Raw genomic sequence first — 16,815 nt, 5'->3', positions numbered from 1 at the left:
CGGCGCAGCAGCGTCATGGAGTCGTCACGCGTCTGTCATCGTCGCCAGCGAGCCTTGCGCCTTGCACCGTCACCACCGGCCACGCGCCGCCTCCCGATGCCCGTGCTCCACCGCCCCGCGCCGCTGCGCGCCCTCGCCTTCACCGCCGCCCTGCTGGCCGCGCCCTTCGCCCGTGCCGACGCGCTGGGCGCCGAGCGGGTCTGGCAATACGCGCATCAGGCCGCGAACCCGGGCCAGAAGGCCGAGATCGTGGCCTACGACAAGCGCACCGACACGCTCTGGGTGGCCGGCGTGCTCGGCATCGATGTGCTCGACCGCGCCAGCGGCAGCCCGCTCGCGCACATCGCGCTGGCGCATCTCGGCGCGGTGAACAGCGTCGCGATCCACCGCGGCCTGGCCGCCGTCGCGATCGAGAACACGCTCGACCGCACCCTGCCCGGCGTGGTGGTGTTCTACGACACGCGCAGCCGCCGGCAGCTCGGCGCGCCGGTACCGGTGGGCGCGCTGCCTGACATGCTGGCCTTCACGCCGGACGGCCGCCGGCTGCTGGTGGCCAACGAGGCGACGCCGAACCCGCGGCCCGCGCCGGCCGGCCAGGGCACGGACGATCCGACCGGCAGCGTGAGCATCGTCGACGTGCACAGCCGGCGCGTGACGACCCTGGCCATCGAGCCCTCCCTCCCCGGCTACGACAGGCTGCGCCTGTTCCCGGCCGCCGGCACGCTGCCGACCCAGCCGGCCGCCTACAGCCCCTACGGACCCGAGCCCGAGTACATCGCCGTCGACCCGAACGGCCAGCGCGCCTACGTGACCCTGCAGGAGGCCAACGGCATCGCGGTGCTGGACCTGCGCCGCCAGCGCTTCGAGAAGATCCTGCCGCTCGGGCTGAAGGACTTCTCGCGGCCCGGCAACGAGATCGACCCGAACGACCAGGACGGCGAGATCCGCCTGCGCAGCGTGAGCGCCTTCGGCCTCTACCAGCCCGACGCCATCGCCGCCTACACGCACCGCGGCCGCAGCTACCTGCTGATGGCCAACGAGGGCGACGCGCGCGACAACGGCAGCGGCGACGGCGAGGACGAGCGGCGCGGTGCGGCCGGCAACGCCGCCATCGAGTACGTTCCCGACGGCAGCGAGCTGGGCCGGCTGACCTTCTCGAACGTCGATTCGGCGCGCGGCGGCCCGCTGGTGGCCTTCGGCGCGCGTTCGTTCTCGATCCGCACCACCGACGGCGAACTGGTGTTCGACAGCGGCAGCGCGCTCGACCGCGAGGCGATCCGGCTCGGCCTGTACGACGACGGCCGCAGCGACAACAAGGGCGTCGAGCCCGAAGGCGTCGCCCTGCTGCGCGTGGGCGGGCGCACGCTCGCCTTCGTCGGGCTGGAGCGCACGCTGAAGTCGGTGGTCGTGGTCTGGGACGTGACCGACCCGCGCGACGTGCGCCCCCTCGGCACCATCGTCGGCGAGGGCGACGTCTCGCCGGAGGGCCTGACCGCCTTCCGCGCCGGCCGTCACGTGTACGTGGCGGTGGCCAACGAGGTGAGCGACACCACCTCGCTGTTCCGCCTGGCGCTGCACTGCGACGACGAGGACGACGACGCGGACGACGACGCGGACGAGGGTGATCGCACGGAGTGACCCGGCCGACGGCGCGCCTGTCGTCAAGCTGTCATGACGGGCGCCGAGGATCGATCGCCCCGCCCCCGCGTCGACTCGGAGCCCTGCATGGATGCCTTCGCTGCCCCCCGCCGCTATCAGGAACTGCGTGCCGAGCTGCGCGAGGTGCTGGCGCAGGCGCGGCGCTGGAACGAGCTGCCCCGGCTGATGGACCGGCTCGACCGGGCGCGACGCGGCGCCGACGACGACGGGGCCGGCCCGCCACCCGGCGCGCAGCGCGAGCTGCTGTGGGTGGACCGCTTCGCCGGCGCGCTGCTCGACGGCCGCCCGCCGGCGGGCCGTGCCGAGCAGGTGCGCCGCACCGCGCAGGCGCTCTGGCCCTGGCTGGGCGCCCATGACCCGGTAGCCGTCGCGCGCGGCCGCTGGGACGCGCTGCCGCGCAGCTACGCCTGAGCCACCTGAGGCGGCGCCGCGTTCGGCCATGCCACATGGCCGTCGCTGACGGGCCGTCAGATTCGGCACGGACCTCGCGAGCGAGCGGGCAGAGGCCAGGGCGGTCACGGCCACCGATGATCTCGATGTGACCCGAGGTGGCCGGCGGCGCCACACCGACGGCACTCATCTGCAACAGCCGCATGAACGCCGGCGGACGGCAGCAGCGGCCCTGCAGCGAGTTCCATCGCCCGTGCCCGCAGCGCGTTGCGAAGGAGACGTTCGTCGCCTCGCCGAGGCGACTCGTCGGCTCGGCGATCGCTCCCATCCTGGCAGGGTTGGCGCTTTCGACCTTGGCCGCCGTTCGTGCCGGCGGCCCAATGCGGCAGGGCCGACAGTCCGCGCGGGCACCCGTGGTCGCCTTCGTCTTCTCGGTCAAGCGCGAGAGTTGCGCACGCTCATGCGCGAATGACGAGATGCTGAGCACATTCCCTTCCTGGCCAGGACAGCCTGGTGCCGATGCCGTCGCCCGCCGCCGCTTTCCTATCCGGTCGCGAACGCGGCATCTGTCGCGGCCTGCGCGCGACTGCACGAGGCAATGATGAACGAGGGTTGGCCTGGCCAGGCGGTTCTGTCCAGTGCCAGCGTCTGACGCTGGGGTCTGGGCCGCACGATCGCTACATCGTCATCCAGAAATGGACCGGCTCTGCGAGTCACTCAAGAGGCAGTCATGCAATCCACCGGCTCTCCACTCATGTGGTCCCTGTTCGCCGCGTTCGTGCTCGTTGCGCTGCTGGTCGACTTCCTTGCGATGAGCAAGCAGGGCGCGCACCGCGTCAGCACCCGCGAGGCTGCCATCTGGTCGCTCGTCTGGGTCGGCGTGTCGTTCGTCTTCATGGGGTGGCTGTGGTGGCACCTCGGTGGCGCTGGAACCGACGAGGCCGCACGCTCGCTGGCCAATGCCAAGTCGCTGGAGTTCCTGACCGGCTACCTGATCGAAAAGGCACTTGCTGTCGACAACATCTTCGTGTTCCTGATGTTGTTCACGTACTTCGCGGTGCCGGCCGAGTTCCAGAAGCGCGTGCTGATGATCGGCATCCTGGCTGCGCTCGTGCTGCGTGCAGCAATGATCGTGGTGGGCGCGTGGCTGATCGCGAAGTTCCACTGGATCCTCTATGTGTTCGGCCTCTTCCTTCTGTTCACCGGCGTCAAGATGTGGTGGGCCGCCGGCCAGGAGCCCGACCTGGACAACAACCCGGCATTGAAATGGATCCGCGGGCGATTCAAGATCGCACCGGACTACGACGGCGAGAAGTTCTTCACCGTCGTTGGCGGCGTCAAGATGGCCACGCCGCTGCTGGTGGTGATCCTGCTCATTGGCATCGTCGACATCGTGTTCGCTGTCGACTCCATCCCGGCCATCTTCGCGATCACGACCGACCCCTTCATCGTGCTCACCTCCAACGTGTTCGCCATTCTGGGCCTGCGCGCGATGTACTTCCTGCTGGCCAACATGCACGAGCGCTTTCACCTGCTCAGCTACGGTCTGGCCATCGTCCTGGTGTTCATCGGCGCAAAGATGCTGCTGATCGACGTCTACAAGATTCCTGTGGTGTTGTCGCTCGGCTTCACCGCGGTCACGCTGGCCGTGACGATGATCCTGTCTCTCAAGATCCCGCCCAAGGGGGCCCCTGGCGGTGCCTATCCGTTTGGCGTGAAGAAGCAGGACGAGCAGGCATAGAGGGTCCCAAGAGACCCGGCCGGCGCGCCTGATGCGTGGCGCGCTGTGCGTTTCAGCAAGCGTGCGCTGCATCGGAGGAGGTCGCCGCCCCTGTCCAAGCGACGCACTCAGCGCTCGCCGCCGCGGTGATCACTGACTGGTGACGCAGGCGATCCTGCTCGACACGGCGCGCTGACGCTCGCCGCGTTCAGGCAACACGCCTGGCGCGCCGCCGTGCAGGAGGTGCGAACAGTTCGTTGCGCGCCGCCTCGGTGATCGCCGTCACGCACGGGTGCGTGATGCGGCGCTCGACCGAGATCGCGAAGAACTCTTCCACGACATCGGGTGTCGCGCCGAGCGCGCGCACGCCGTACTGCTTCTCGATGTCCCGCTCGAGTACGGTTGGACCGACGAAGATGCCCATTCCTCGCCGCCCGAACTCCTTGGCCAGGGCGCTGTCGTCGCACTCACCGACCACCCGGGGGTGCAGCGACCGCGCCTGCAGCCACGCGCGCAGGCGCTGGCCGACCGCCGAGTCGTCGGCCGGCATCAGCAGCGGCGCACCGTCGAGGCAGGCCGGGAAGCGCTTGTTGCACGAATCGAACAGCGACGGTGCCGCGAAGAAGCTGACACCGCAACTGCCCAGCCTGTGGTTGAAGGCACGCACGCTGACGCCGGAGGGGATGGGCGCATCGGCGATCACGAGGTCGAGCCGGTGCAGGGCCAACTCGCCGAGCAGCGTGTCCAGTTTCCATTCGCGGCAGACGATGCGAACCGGCTCTGGCAGCTGCGAGGCCGGCTCGATCAGCCGGCAGGCGATCGTCTTCGGCACGGCATCGGCCACGCCGACGCGGAACTCGAGCAGCTTGCCCTTGCGTGGGTAGTCGCGCACAGCCTCCTCGAGCTCGGCACCGGTCGAGAAGATGTCCTCGGCGTAGCCGAGCACCATGCGGCCGGCCTCGGTCAGCACCAGGCCGCGCCCGCTCTTGGCGAACAGCGGCGTTCCAAGCGCCTCCTCGAGCGACTGGATCTGGCCGCTGATCGTCTGCGGCGACAGGTGCAGACGTTCGCTGGCACGCAGCACGCCACCGAGCTTGGCGACCTGCAGGAAGTAGTGGAGGTGCTTGTAGTTCATGGGTGTGGCCGTCGTGGAGTCTGGCCTGGCAGGCACGATTGTCCGTTTTTTTCGGATGATGTCAGCCGAACAATCTGATTTTCACGGACAGTACCCGGCCTTAGATTCTTGCGTGTCGCCACTGACGGCGAAGCGGAGGTGCAAGGTGATTGTCGACATCCACGGTCAGGGATTCACGGTGACGCCGGCGTTGGCCGAGCACCTGCGGCGCCGGCTGGGCTTCGTGCTGACACGCCACGGTAACCGCATCCAGCGGGTCGCGATCCGTGTGGGCGACGAGAATGGGCCGCGCGGCGGTGTCGACAAGTACTGCCGCATCCAGGTCCACCTGCTCGACGCGCCCGTCGCCGTGGTCACGGATGTCGGCGCCGAGCTGTACGCCGTGATCGACCGAGCCGCCGATCGCGTCGGCCGGGTGGTCGTCAAACACCTCAATCGCACGCATCCGGTGCGCGACGTCGCGCGCCATGGCGCGCGCCCGGTGCGCAACCGCCGGGAACCCCAGCCATCCGACCGTGCCCAAGGAGACTTGGCATGAGTATCGAGACCCTCCAGAGACCGGCCGCCGAGCACCAGGTCACGCCGAGCCTGATCAGCACCCATCGGGTGCTGCGCAATACCTACGGACTGCTGTCGCTGACGCTGCTCTTCAGCGCCGCGACCGCCGCAGCCAGTGCAGCCTTCGCGCTGCCGCACCCTGGCCTGCTGCTGACGCTGGCCGGCTTCTTCGGCCTGCTGTTCCTGACCAGCAAGCTGCGCGACAGCGGCTGGGGCGTGTTGTCGGTGTTCGGCCTGACCGGCTTCATGGGCTACACCCTGGGCCCGATCCTCGGCCAGCACCTGGCGCTGCCCAACGGCCACCAGGTGGTGATGATGGCCATGGGCGGCACGGCGGCGATCTTCGTCGCGCTGTCGGCCTACGCGCTGGTCACCCGCAAGGACTTCAGCTTCATGGGCGGGTTCCTGCTGGCCGGCATCGTCGTGGCCTTCCTGGCCGGTCTGGGCGCACTGTTCTTCGACGTGACGGCGCTATCGCTCACCGTGTCCGCGGCCTTCGTGCTGCTGATGGGCGGCCTGATCCTGTTCGAGACCAGCCGCATCGTGCACGGCGGCGAGACCAACTACGTGATGGCCACCGTGAGCCTGTATGTCTCGATCTACAACCTGTTCGTGAGTCTGCTGGCGCTGTTCGGCTTCGGCAGCACCAGTGACTGACGAGCCCTTGTCCACCTTGCCGGGAGACCTCCCCATGGTCACGCTTCTCCTGCCCTGCGACGGATCTTCCAACGCGTTGTTTGCGGTTCGGCACGCGGTCGTGGCACGGCACATCAACCGGGAGCTGCGCGCCGACTTCCACCGTGAGCGCGCCGACGAAGCGCTCGCCGAGGCGCGGCAGTTGCTCGAGGCCGCCGGCGTGCCTCACCACGTTCACACGGAAGTGAGGGACCAGGCCCGCTGCATCGCCGACGCGGCACGCCGCCTCCACTGCGCCCGCAGTGTCATCGGCACGGCGCGCAAGAGCGCTTTCGCACGCGCGCTCGAGAACTCGCTCAGCGGTCCGTTGCTCGAGCGCAGCTCGGTGCCGGTCGAGCTGATCTGCGGCGCCACGGCCGGCGCATGGGAGAAGTTCGGCATTCCGGCTGGCGTCGGTGCCGGCATGGCATTGCTGGTGGTGGGTGGCTCGTGAGCACCACTCGCAGCACTCCGTCGACACCGGCGGCGCCCATCGAACTGCCGCGCTGCTCACATGGCGCGGCGTCACCCCGTACGGTGACCGCCGGCTCCGCAAGCGGGTGGCCGTTCGACGCCCCGCGGGTGCCCACCGCGCCCCGCGTCCCGCGCCTCCGGCCGTCGATTCTCGACCTCGTCTTCCGCCACCACTTCGCAGGAGCCCGCCCTTGAGAACCCGAGCGAGCACAAGTCCGCGTCTCGACCCGCGTCACTTCGCCATGGCAGTGCTGTTGCTGACGACCTCCCTCTGGCTGATGGCCGCCCCCTCGGTCCCCCTCTGACATGCGCACCCACATGGACACTCCTTCCCCGCAGCTCCGCCCCTATCCCCGCAACAGTGCCGAGGCTGCAGCACGGATCGTCGCGCTGGCGCTGATCGCCAATGGCCGCATCAAGGCGGTCGAGACTGCGGCGCTCGAGGCACTCCAGGCCCCCGAACGGCTCGGTCTCACCCGGCCGCAGTGGCATGGCGTGATCCATGACCTGTGCGCCGACCTGCTGGGGCCGGCCCGCTGCGGCAACGAGGGCTGCATCCCCAGCGGACTGCTGGACCGGATGCTGGACGAGGTCGACGACGACACCACGCGGCGCCTCGTGCTGCGCTTGTGCTCGGCCGTCGTGCACGCCGACCGGCAGATCGACGACGGCGAGTCCTTCGTGCTGCTGGCCGCGATAGAGCGCTGGGGCTTGCACCCCGACGACCAGGCGCTGCTCGAACCCATGCTGTATGGCGCGGACTTCCAGGTGCGCCCGCGTGGCGTCGCAGCCGATGCCGGGCACAGGCTGCGCCTTCGCTGAGATCACCTCAGCCGAGAACCGGCCGATGACGCCGAGCACTCCAACCGCCGGCGAAGCGTGACGCCGAGAGTGCGAGGCTGCCCTGTGCGACGCGCTGCGAGGACCATCGCTCGATGGTCCTGTTCGTGGCCGACGTCGAGGTGCTGCGACTCGAGAAGTCCTGACCGTTCCACACCTTCCGATCACCTGAGGAGTTCCTTGTGCGCATCCTGATGCCCGTCGATGCCAGCGAATTCAGCAAGGCCGCGGTCTCCTTCGTCGCGTCGCGCGCCACACTGCTGAAGAATCCAACCGAGGTCGAACTGATCAACGTCCAATATCCGGTCTCGCCGCGGGTTTCACGCGCTGCAGGCAAGGAGATCGTGCAGTGCTACCACGAGGCTGAAGCGGCGAAGGCATTGAAGTCCGCGGCGGCGGCGCTCAAGCGAGCGGGCGCGAACGCCACGGCACGGTACGTCGTCGGCACCGTGGCACATGATCTGGGGTCGATCGTCGCCAACGACCGGGCCGACCTGATCGTGATGGGCTCGCACGGCGACACGGGATTGAAGAAGCTGCTGCTCGGCTCGGTGGCGAGCACCGTGGCCGTCGCGTGCACCAAGCCGCTGCTCATCCTGCGCGGAGCCCCCATCCCCAGGCGGGATTCGCTGAAGGTCGGCATTGCGCTGGACGGCAGCCCCTACGGCCTTGCCGTCGCGCGCTTCGTGGCCGGACATCGCGACCTGTTCGGCGCATCGCCCTCGGTGAGCCTGATTCACGTCGTTCCCGACCTGGCGAAGATCAGCGTGCCGGGCTGGATCGAACGGGAGGTGCAGACCGGCCTCAAGCCGGAGCAGGCCGAGGCCATGCAGAAGGCCGCATTCGAGAACGTGTTCAAGCCGGCTCAGGATCTGCTGGCCCGAGCGGGCATCGCGGCCACGGAAGTGCGGCTGGTCGGGCAGGTGCCTGGCGATGCGATCGCCTCACAGGCCACGAAGAGCAGGCTGGACCTGCTGGCGATGGGGTCGCTCGGCTTCGGTGCTTCCCGGCACTCCATCATGGGCTCGGTCGCAACCCGTGTGGCGTCGCGTTGCCGGACGGCGCTGCTGCTGGTACGCGAGAAGTAGTGGCGGCAGCCGCCGCCATCCGGCCCAACGCAACTGGGGTGGCCGAAACGCCGCTTCGGCCCAGAGAGGCTGGCCTAGCCCCGCTGAATGCGACATCAGCGCCGGCACCGTCATCGAGGTGACACCGAGCGGGAGCACAGCCTTCGCGACGGCCACCCCTGAGTCTTCCGAAACCCGCGTCAGCATTGGCTTTGCGGCTTGCTGGCATCAATTGAACCGGACACTGCTGACAAGGGGCTGCTCACCGCACCGGCCGCCGACGGAGCAGCCATGCTGCCAACGCGAAGCCAAGCCACGGCGCTGCGGGGACGACGCGCACGCAGCGTTCTTGCCACCTACCCGCGCCACGGGGTGATGCGCGGCAACCATCGCCTCACGTTCGCCCGGTAGCGCCTGTACTCGTCGCGGAACTGCTCGTCCAGCGTCGGCTCTTCGTAGGCGACCACGAATGCGAAGAATCCGACCCACAGGATTGCACCGTACTCCAGCACCGTGACGCTCCCGAACAGGAGGCCCTGGCCGGCGATCAACGCCGTGACTGCGACGTACATCGGATTGCGGACGTAGCGGTAGAACCCGGTGACGACGAGGCGCTGGGGAGGCATCACGGGCGCCGGTGTGCCCAGGCCCTGCAACGCGAAGCGGGCGAACGAATCCAGCAAGATGGGCAACCCGGCGACGATCAGGGCGGCGCCGAGCACGCGCGCGATCGGGAATAGCGGCGGCGCGAAGTGCCAGTGCGTGAGGTACCAAGGGACGACCACGGCGAGCGTGCCCGGAGCAATGACCAGGAAGATCGCGGAACCGATGATCGCGGCGGCGTGCTGCACGATGGGAGAATACTCAACGAGTCCTGCGGACCGGGTGGGGGCTGGCGTCGCGTGATGCAGCCATCAGCTGCTCACGGCGTGAGGCTCGCCTTGCGCTCCGCCTCGGCCGACAGCGCGAGGTGCTCCGCATCCTTGTTCGCCCGCCACCAGGCCAACATCGCCCCGAAGTCGCCGCCGAAGCGGCGCTTGTTGAGCGCTTCGTAGGCGATGCTGCACTGCGCCGCCGTGCCGGCGTCGAGCAAGCTCCGCGCGGCCGCATGGTCACAGCGCCAGAACTCCCGCTCGAGTTCCTGCAGGCTTGTGCCTGCGCCCTGAGCGCCGGCTTGCGTCGCAGCCGACGCGACGGCCCAGGCCACCATCCATCGCCTTGCACTCCTTGCCATGGTCACGCTCCTCTTGGTAGAGCCGCTGTTCAAAGGAACACCGCTCCCGCAGGAGCGCATCAGCCATGCCAGCCGCTGCCTGGCACCAAGACCAAGATGGATCAAGCACTTGGAACTGCCGGCGGGCGATCTTGGCCGCGCGGACCCACCGCATGCGACGGGCCGGCCGCCACCGGCGACGGCTCAACGCGGCTTGCCGATGCCGAGCTTGCGCAGCCGACCTCGCAGCGTGCTGGGGTTCAGGCCCAGCGCGCGTGCCGCACCGTCCGGGCCCTCGATGACCCAGTGCTTGCCCTCCAGCACGCGCAGCAGATGGGCGCGTTCAATGCTCTCGAGCGCGTCGCCGTCCGGCGGCGCCCTCAAGGGCGCCGGTCGTGCCGCCGGCAGCGGTGCATCGAGCAGGCCGCCCTGCGAGACGATCAACGCGCGTTCGACAACATTCTCGAGTTCGCGCACATTGCCGGGCCAGTCGTAGACCGCCGCCGCCGCGAGGAACGACGGTGCGATGCCCGTCACCTCGCGCCCGAGGCGGCGCGCCAGGCGCCGCACCGCATGGTCCAGCAGTGCGGCGGTATCCTCGCGCCGCTCGCGCAGAGGTGGCAAGGCGATCGGGAAGACGTTGAGCCGGTAATAGAGGTCGGCACGAAAGCGCCCGGCATCGACCTCGGCCTTCAGGTCGCGGTTGGTCGCCGCCACCAACCGGACGTCCACGCGCAGGCTACGCGTGCCGCCGACACGCTCGAACTCGCGCTCCTGCAGCACGCGCAGCAGTTTGGCCTGGGCTTCCAGCGGCAATTCGCCGACCTCGTCGAGCAGCAGCGTGCCGCCGTCGGCCAGCTCGAAGCGCCCGCGCCGCTGCGCGAGCGCGCCGGTGAAGGCGCCCTTCTCGTGGCCGAACAGCTCGCTCTCGACCAGCTCGCGCGGCAGCGCGGCGCAATTGAGCTTGACCAGCGGCCGGTTGCGCCGGCCGCTCTGCGCGTGCACGGCGCGCGCCACCAGCTCCTTGCCGGTCCCGGTCTCGCCGGTAATGAGCACCGTGCTGTCGGTGCCTGCGACCTGCGCGATCTGCTCGCGCACATGCGCGAGCGCCGCCGACCGGCCGAGCAGCTCGCCCTCGGCGTCGCCATGCGCCTGATCGACCAGAGCGCGGATCGTCGCCCTGGAGCGCCGATGCGCCTCGATCTCACGTCGCAACGCCACATGCACCCCCACGCGCGCGAGCAGCTCCTCAGCCTCGAAGGGCTTGGTCACATAGTCCACGGCGCCGAGCTCGAAGGCGCGCACCTTCTCGAAGGTTTCCTTCAGCGCGGTCAGGAAGATCACCGGAGTTGCCCGCGTGGTCTCATCGGCCTTCAGGCGTGCGCAGGTCTCGTAGCCGTCCACGCCGGGCATCATCACGTCGAGCAGGATCAGCTCGGGGGCCTCACGCCGGGCCAGCGCGATCGCCTGCTCGCCGCTGCGCGCGGCGATGGTGCGGTAGCCTGCAGCTGCGAGCTCCTGTTCCAGAAGGTCGATATTGAGCGGCTGGTCGTCGACGATCAGCACGCGGGCGGCCTCAGGCTTCACCGGGTTCGCTCCAGCGCAGCGGCAGGCTCAGCGTGAAGGTTGATCCGACGCCCAGCGCCGACACCGCCACCAGGTCGCCGCCCATGGCCCGCGCCAGCCGGCGCGCGATCGCCAGACCCAGACCCGTGCCGCCGTGCGCGCGCGCATGGCTGGCATCGACCTGCTCGAACTCCTCGAACACCGCTTCCAGCTTGTCGGGTGGGATGCCGATGCCGCTGTCCTCGACGTCGATCGCGATGTTCCCGTCGCGGACGGCTGCCCGCAGCTCGATCGTGCCCTGCTCGGTGAACTTGACTGCATTGCCCAGCAGGTTCAGGAGGATCTGGTGCAGCTTCTCGACATCGACCCGCAGCGGTGGCAGGCCGGGGGGAAGACGAGCGTGCAGGGAGACGCCATCGGCGGCCAGAGGCTCGACGCTGCGCAGGCATTCGTCGACCAGCGCCCCCAGCTCAAGCTCGCTCGCGACGATCTCGACGCGCCCGGCCTCGATGCGTGTCAAGTCCAGGGTCGCGTTGATCAGGCCGACCAGGTGGCGCGTGCTGGCCTGGATCTTCTCCAGGTTCTCGGTCTGCTTCGGCGCGATCTGCGCGCGCGTCTCGCGCAACACGATCCGCGTGAAGCCGAGGACAGCGTTGAGCGGCGTGCGCAGTTCGTGCGACATGTTGGCCAGGAACGCGGTCTTGTGGCGGCTCGCAATCTCCAACTCGCGCGTCTTCTCCTGCAGCGCGGTGAACAGACGGGCGTTCTCGATGGCGATCACGGCCTGGTCGGCAAAGGTGCGCAGCAAGGCAATCTGGGAGGCCGGAAACGGCCCCGGCTCGGCGCGACCCACCGCGATGGCACCGATCGGCAGCCCCTCGCGCAGCAAGGGGACCGAGACGACGCTGCGAAACCCGGACCGCACCGCCGCGTCCGCGACGCGGTAGTGCGGATCGGCCAGCACGTCGGCCACCTCCGCAACATCGGTGTCCAGGATGGCCCGCCCGAGCGAGGTGCCGCGGTCGACGAGGCGCGGATACACCTCGCGGATCGCATCGGCACCGAGCGCATCGGCATTCGCGAGCGCGGCGATGTGCAGCAGCTTTCCGTCATAGCGCACCACGTTCGCCGAGCGCGCATTGCACAAGCGCAGCGCCGCCGCCGCGATGGTGACGAACACCGGCTGAGCATCGGTCGGCGAACAGGAGATGACGCGCAGGATCTCCGCCGTCGCGGTCTGCCGCTCCAGCGCCTCGGCGAGTTCCCGACGGCACGCTTGCAGCGCTTGCTCGAGCGATGCGGTGCCGGCGGGCAGCGTAGGCGACGCCATGGTGGGTCAACCATACAAGGCGCTGGCTCGCGTGACAATCCAGGCCTGGAGCCTGGACTTCGGTACGTACATCGCGCGGCCGGTCGCCAGTGCCCGCTCCTGGCCGACTGCGTGGTTTCGAGCCTGCGCCCGACCGCCGACGTTCGAGGTGCGGTGAGCGAGCCGGATGGTCGGCTCGCCCAGCGGTTTCGAGGCCCCGCGCTGTGGGCCGTGAGCGGGTGTCCCCGAGTGGCGGTCTCGGGCCAAGCCGGCGTCGCATCCCCAGGCGCGCCCGCCCGCGCGATCGGTCGATCGTGTCGAATCGGCTAGCGTTGGCTCGTCGAGCAGGTACGACGCGTCCTCGGACGGGCGCGGCGACCGGTCCACCCCACAGGAGTCCAGGCATGTCCTACATCGACGGATTTGTGATCGCGGTTCCCACGGCCAACAAGCAGAAGTTCATCGAGCACGCGCAGCACTTCGATGCGTTGTTCATCGAACTGGGCGCGATCCGTGTGATCGAGAGCTGGGGCGACGATGTCCCCGACGGCAAGGTCACCGACTTTCGCCGCGCGGTGCAGGCGACCGCCGAAGAGACGGTGGCCTTCTCGTGGGTCGAGTGGCCGGACAAGGCCACGCGCGACGCCGCCATGAAGAAGATGATCGAGGACCCCCGCATGGACCCGTCCACGCCCGGCAATCCTCCCATGCCCTTCGACGGCAAGCGCATGATCTTCGGCGGCTTCGAGCAGGTGGTCGAAGTGAAGGCCTGAGCGGCGGCGCTGCGCCGTGGCCGAACCGCGTTCAGGGCCACGGCCCCGGGTGCTCATTCCTACGCCGCGCTGCGCTCGCCCGCCCGCACGCCGGCGGCCGGCGCGTGCAGCAGGCCCAGGCTCGGGCGCCGATCGAGCAGGCCGCGCCACCCTCCGGCCTCGAAGCGCAACTCGGCCAGCGTGCCGGTGGCGAGGTAGCCGATCCCGGGCCAGAAGTGCCGGCACAGGTCCGCCAGCTCCGGGTGGTGGCCGACCAGCACGACACAGTCCCACGCATCGTCCAGGCCCTCGAGCAGCGTCGTCAGCCCGTGGGCCGAGCCGTGGTAGAGCCGTTCGTCGACGACGACCGCGCCGCCCGGCAGGCCGAAGCCGTGCGCCATCGCCCGGGCCGTCTCGAGGGCCTGCGTGGCCGGGCTGCTGACGATCCGGCGCGGCAGCACCAGGCGCTCGGCGCACCAGCGGTGCAGCCGGGCCAGCTCCTGCTCGCCGCGCCGGTCCGGCGGCCGGTGACGTTCGCTGGCGCCGGCGTCCTGCCAGGCGGCTTGCACATGACGGGCCAGCAGCAGCGTCTTGGTCGTTGTGGTCACGGGTCCGGCGGCGAGTGGCGACCGGCGCAGTGTTCGGTGTCGGCGTGACGGCGCGGTGGCAGGCGCGGTCGCCACGTGGCCCGGTGTTGAGCCGGCTCAAGCTTCCTGTCGGCGGTTCGCGTCGCCCGCGCACGCCGTCATGCACGCGTCATTCGGCGGGGCCAGACTCCCTGCGCATGGAACACAGCGTCGACACCGGCCTGCCGCGCGAGGCGGCCTGGGAGCGCACCGAATGCCAGGCGCTGCTGGTCGAGTTGCAGGGGCTGCGCCGCGCGATGGCCGACTGCGAGCAGCGCCTGGCCGACTGGATCGCCGCCGTGCACCCGTCGCAGGCGGCCAGCGCGCGCAACCTGGCGCATTACCTGGCAATGCGCAGCGTCGACGCGCGCGGCCTGCAGGACCGGCTGGCGCGGCTCGGCCTGTCCTCGCTCGGGCGCGCCGAAAGCCACGTGATGGCCACCCTCGACAAGGTGATCGGCCTGCTGCACGTGCTGCTGGGCCGGCCCTGGCAGGCGCTGGCCGACGAACCGGCCGGCTTCCGCCTCGGCCGCGCGCTGCTCGAGGGGCAGGCGCAGCGCCTGTTCGGCCCGCCGCCGCCGGGCCGGCGCGTGCGCATGATGGTGACGCTGCCCGCCGAGGCGGCGCACGACGCGGCGCTGGTCGATGCGCTGGTGCACGCGGGCATGGACGTGGCCCGCATCAACTGCGCCCACGACGACGCGCCGTGCTGGACGGCGATGGCCGCGCAGGTGCGCCGCGCCGCGGCCGCGGTCGGGCGCCCGGTGCGGGTGCTGATGGACCTGGCCGGCCAGAAGATCCGCACCGGGCCGGTGGCGCCCGGCCCGCAGGTGGTCAAGCTGCGTCCGCAGCGCGACGCCTTCGGCCGCGTCACCGCGCCGGCCCTGCTCGGGCTGCGCGCGCGCGGCCTGGCGGCGCCCGTGCACGGCGCGCAGCTGACGCTGGGCGTCGCGCCCGAGTGGCTGGCGCGTCTGCACCCGGGCGACCGGGTCGAGCTGGTCGACGCGCGCGGCGCCGAGCGCCGCCTGACGGTGGTGGACGAGCGCTCCGGCGGCGTGCTGCTGCAATGCGAGCGCAGCGCCTACCTGACGCCGCAGACGCGGCTGCGCCTGCTGCGCCACGGCGCGCAACCGCGCGACACGCTGCTCGCGGACCTGCCCGAGCGGCCCGGCCGCATCGGCCTGCAGCGCGGCGACACCTTACGCCTGCTGCGCAGCGGCCTGGGCCACGACGCCAGCCACGGCTCCGACGAGGGCCGCGTGCGCCCGGCCGGCATCGCCTGCACCCCGCCCGAGGTGCTGGGCCGGCTGGCCAAGGGCGAGCGCGTCTGGTTCGACGACGGACGCATCGGCGGCGTGGTGCGGCGCGTGGCCGCGCGCGGCGTCGACGTGGAGATCACCGACATCGCCGAGGCCGGCGCCACGCTGGGCGCCGACAAGGGCATCAACCTGCCCGACAGCCGGCTCGAGCTGCCGGCCCTCACCCCCAAGGACCTGGCCGACCTGGACCTGGTGGCGCAGCAGGCCGATCTGGTCGGCCTCTCGTTCGCGCAGGGTGCGGCCGACGTGCGCGCGCTGCGCGCCGAGCTGGCGCGGCGCGGCGCGGGCGCGCTCGGCCTGGTGCTGAAGATCGAGACCCGGCGCGGCTTCGAGCACCTGCCCGAGATGCTGTTCGCCGCGATGGCCGGCGAGGCCGCGGGCGTGATGATCGCGCGCGGCGACCTGGCGGTGGAATGCGGCTTCGAGCGCCTGGCCGAGGTGCAGGAGGAGATCCTCTGGGCCTGCGAGGCGGCGCACCTGCCGGTGGTCTGGGCCACCCAGGTGCTGGAGGGCCTGGCCAAGACCGGCCGGCCCTCACGCGCGGAGATCACCGACGCGGCAATGGGCGAACGCGCCGAGTGCGTGATGCTGAACAAGGGCCCGCACATCCTCGAGGCGATGCACACGCTCGACGACGTGCTGCGCCGCATGGAGGGCCACCAGTCCAAGAAGCGCCCGCTGCTGCGCGCGCTCAAGGCCTGGGGGCCGGTGCCGGGGTGAGCGGCCACGCCGGCGACATGGCCCACCATGGGCCCGCGCTGCGTTGCGCCCCTGCCGTGACCCGCGCCGACGGGCTGCCCCGGGTGGTGCCGGCCGCCCTGGCCCTGGGGCTGCTGCTGGCCCAGCTGGGGTGCGCCACGAGTGCCGGCAGCCCGCCCTACCCGCCGGCATGGGCATCGATCAAGTCAGCACCGACCGCCGAGGGCTGCCCCGACATCCGCGGAACGTACGGCAACCGGGGAGCGGCCTCGTTTCCGCCCGAGGCCGGCGAGCCGCCCTCCCTGGCCGACATCTTCACCGCCATGGCCCGCTCCAGGAGCCCCACCGGCCCGGCGGCCTGGAACCGGACCTGGCCGACGCTCCCGGCCGACCCGGCCTGGGTGTCCATCGAGCAGGCACCCGAGTCGATGACCGTCACTTTCATCGACGCCGCCGGCGGCCGCACGCCGCTGAGCTTCCGTCGCTATCGCTTCGCGCTGTCGGAGGACCGTGTCGACGACCTGTTCAGCTGCCGGTCGCTGTACGGCGAGCCGACCCTGAGGTTCTTCAACGAGCCCAGCGCCCACAGCCGCGTCTCGATCCTGCTGATCGGCGGCGGCGGGACCTTCGTGAACCTGCTGCGCGCCGTCGACGGTTCGCTGGTCGTCAACTGGCGCAGCGACGAGGTCACCGTCACGCGCTTCATCCTGGGCTCGGGTTACCACGCCGACAACCTGTGGTACCGGTACGCGCGTGTCGCTGCCGGCCTCCCCGCCGAGAGGTGACGCTGCGGGCAGGCCACGCGGTGGCGTG

The 16,815-nt window shown here is 70.5% G+C and carries 17 protein-coding genes; 11 read left to right on the top strand and 6 right to left on the bottom strand.

Features of this window, described 5'->3' with window-relative positions:
• Positions 1-96 precede the first annotated feature (96 nt).
• From D9C15_RS22930 to D9C15_RS22920, 3 genes are all read left to right on the top strand, one after another.
• Positions 97-1,638, top strand: coding sequence for a choice-of-anchor I family protein (locus D9C15_RS22930; protein WP_205854879.1), 1,542 nt, complete (start codon positions 97-99; stop codon positions 1,636-1,638).
• A gap of 87 nt (positions 1,639-1,725) precedes the next feature.
• Positions 1,726-2,070: a hypothetical protein gene (locus D9C15_RS22925; protein ID WP_128000790.1), complete on the top strand. Its 345-nt coding sequence runs from the start codon at positions 1,726-1,728 to the stop codon at positions 2,068-2,070.
• A 733-nt stretch (positions 2,071-2,803) separates the two neighbouring features.
• Entirely contained in the window at positions 2,804-3,790 is a 987-nt protein-coding gene (locus tag D9C15_RS22920) for a TerC family protein (RefSeq protein WP_240668531.1), read from the top strand.
• A gap of 187 nt (positions 3,791-3,977) precedes the next feature.
• Here D9C15_RS22920 and nhaR read toward each other — a convergent pair whose 3' ends face one another.
• On the bottom strand, positions 3,978-4,904 hold the full coding sequence (nhaR, locus tag D9C15_RS22915) for a transcriptional activator NhaR (protein WP_128000788.1): 927 nt from the start codon (positions 4,902-4,904) through the stop codon (positions 3,978-3,980).
• A 145-nt stretch (positions 4,905-5,049) separates the two neighbouring features.
• Here nhaR and D9C15_RS22910 point away from each other — a divergent pair, with 145 nt between their 5' ends.
• The 5 genes from D9C15_RS22910 to D9C15_RS22890 all read left to right on the top strand — a co-directional run bounded on the left by D9C15_RS22910 (position 5,050) and on the right by D9C15_RS22890 (position 8,539).
• Positions 5,050-5,442, top strand: coding sequence for an HPF/RaiA family ribosome-associated protein (locus tag D9C15_RS22910; protein ID WP_164886819.1), 393 nt, complete (start codon positions 5,050-5,052; stop codon positions 5,440-5,442).
• On the top strand, positions 5,439-6,119 hold the full coding sequence (locus tag D9C15_RS22905) for a Bax inhibitor-1/YccA family protein (protein WP_128000786.1): 681 nt from the start codon (positions 5,439-5,441) through the stop codon (positions 6,117-6,119). The genes D9C15_RS22910 and D9C15_RS22905 overlap by 4 nt, the downstream gene beginning before the upstream one ends.
• 7 nt (positions 6,120-6,126) lie before the next feature.
• A complete protein-coding gene (locus D9C15_RS22900; RefSeq protein ID WP_240668529.1) occupies positions 6,127-6,591 on the top strand; it encodes a universal stress protein in 465 nt (154 codons plus the stop codon).
• Positions 6,592-6,929: 338 nt separating this feature from the next.
• A complete protein-coding gene (locus D9C15_RS22895) occupies positions 6,930-7,433 on the top strand; it encodes a TerB family tellurite resistance protein (protein ID WP_128000785.1) in 504 nt (167 codons plus the stop codon).
• A 200-nt stretch (positions 7,434-7,633) separates the two neighbouring features.
• A complete protein-coding gene (locus D9C15_RS22890) occupies positions 7,634-8,539 on the top strand; it encodes a universal stress protein (protein ID WP_128000784.1) in 906 nt (301 codons plus the stop codon).
• A 335-nt stretch (positions 8,540-8,874) separates the two neighbouring features.
• Here D9C15_RS22890 and D9C15_RS22885 read toward each other — a convergent pair whose 3' ends face one another.
• The 4 genes from D9C15_RS22885 to D9C15_RS22870 form a co-directional block, all read right to left on the bottom strand.
• A complete protein-coding gene (locus D9C15_RS22885) occupies positions 8,875-9,369 on the bottom strand; it encodes a methyltransferase family protein (protein ID WP_128000783.1) in 495 nt (164 codons plus the stop codon).
• A 71-nt stretch (positions 9,370-9,440) separates the two neighbouring features.
• A complete protein-coding gene (locus tag D9C15_RS22880; protein ID WP_128000782.1) occupies positions 9,441-9,725 on the bottom strand; it encodes a hypothetical protein in 285 nt (94 codons plus the stop codon).
• A 210-nt stretch (positions 9,726-9,935) separates the two neighbouring features.
• A complete protein-coding gene (locus D9C15_RS22875; protein WP_128000781.1) occupies positions 9,936-11,318 on the bottom strand; it encodes a sigma-54-dependent transcriptional regulator in 1,383 nt (460 codons plus the stop codon).
• Positions 11,308-12,627: a sensor histidine kinase gene (locus D9C15_RS22870; RefSeq protein WP_128000780.1), complete on the bottom strand. Its 1,320-nt coding sequence runs from the start codon at positions 12,625-12,627 to the stop codon at positions 11,308-11,310. The genes D9C15_RS22875 and D9C15_RS22870 overlap by 11 nt, the downstream gene beginning before the upstream one ends.
• Before the next feature lie 383 nt (positions 12,628-13,010).
• Between D9C15_RS22870 and D9C15_RS22865 the strand changes: the two genes are divergently transcribed.
• Complete coding sequence (locus D9C15_RS22865) at positions 13,011-13,379, top strand: DUF1428 domain-containing protein (RefSeq protein WP_128000779.1); 369 nt, start codon at positions 13,011-13,013, stop codon at positions 13,377-13,379.
• A gap of 59 nt (positions 13,380-13,438) precedes the next feature.
• Here D9C15_RS22865 and D9C15_RS22860 read toward each other — a convergent pair whose 3' ends face one another.
• Positions 13,439-13,966 carry a SixA phosphatase family protein gene (locus D9C15_RS22860; protein WP_164886816.1) on the bottom strand — a complete coding sequence of 176 codons (528 nt, stop codon included), beginning with the start codon at positions 13,964-13,966 and terminating at the stop codon, positions 13,439-13,441.
• 176 nt (positions 13,967-14,142) lie between these two features.
• Here D9C15_RS22860 and D9C15_RS22855 point away from each other — a divergent pair, with 176 nt between their 5' ends.
• Positions 14,143-16,023, top strand: a complete 1,881-nt coding sequence (locus tag D9C15_RS22855) for a pyruvate kinase (RefSeq protein ID WP_128000777.1) — start codon at positions 14,143-14,145, stop codon at positions 16,021-16,023.
• 56 nt (positions 16,024-16,079) lie between these two features.
• Positions 16,080-16,787 (top strand): hypothetical protein, encoded by a 708-nt coding sequence (locus tag D9C15_RS22850; protein WP_128000776.1) that lies wholly within the window; start codon positions 16,080-16,082, stop codon positions 16,785-16,787.
• The last annotated feature ends 28 nt before the right edge of the window (positions 16,788-16,815 follow it).

Source organism: Piscinibacter defluvii (genome assembly GCF_004011805.1).
In the GTDB taxonomy this organism is placed as follows: Bacteria; Pseudomonadota; Gammaproteobacteria; order Burkholderiales; family Burkholderiaceae_C; genus Piscinibacter; species Piscinibacter defluvii.
Note: the sequence above shows the minus strand (reverse complement) of the source record. Positions and strands in the feature narration are given on the sequence as shown.

Excerpts from the sequence above, each read along its gene's own strand:
- D9C15_RS22930 (WP_205854879.1), top strand. The coding sequence starts at position 97 with ATGCCCGTGCTCCACCGCCCCGCGCCGCTGCGCGCCCTCGCCTTCACC.
- D9C15_RS22925 (WP_128000790.1), top strand. The coding sequence starts at position 1,726 with ATGGATGCCTTCGCTGCCCCCCGCCGCTATCAGGAACTGCGTGCCGAG.
- D9C15_RS22920 (WP_240668531.1), top strand. The coding sequence starts at position 2,804 with ATGTGGTCCCTGTTCGCCGCGTTCGTGCTCGTTGCGCTGCTGGTCGAC.
- nhaR (WP_128000788.1), bottom strand. The coding sequence starts at position 4,904 with ATGAACTACAAGCACCTCCACTACTTCCTGCAGGTCGCCAAGCTCGGT.
- D9C15_RS22905 (WP_128000786.1), top strand. The coding sequence starts at position 5,439 with ATGAGTATCGAGACCCTCCAGAGACCGGCCGCCGAGCACCAGGTCACG.
- D9C15_RS22895 (WP_128000785.1), top strand. The coding sequence starts at position 6,930 with ATGGACACTCCTTCCCCGCAGCTCCGCCCCTATCCCCGCAACAGTGCC.
- D9C15_RS22870 (WP_128000780.1), bottom strand. The coding sequence starts at position 12,627 with ATGGCGTCGCCTACGCTGCCCGCCGGCACCGCATCGCTCGAGCAAGCG.
- D9C15_RS22865 (WP_128000779.1), top strand. The coding sequence starts at position 13,011 with ATGTCCTACATCGACGGATTTGTGATCGCGGTTCCCACGGCCAACAAG.
- D9C15_RS22855 (WP_128000777.1), top strand. The coding sequence starts at position 14,143 with ATGGAACACAGCGTCGACACCGGCCTGCCGCGCGAGGCGGCCTGGGAG.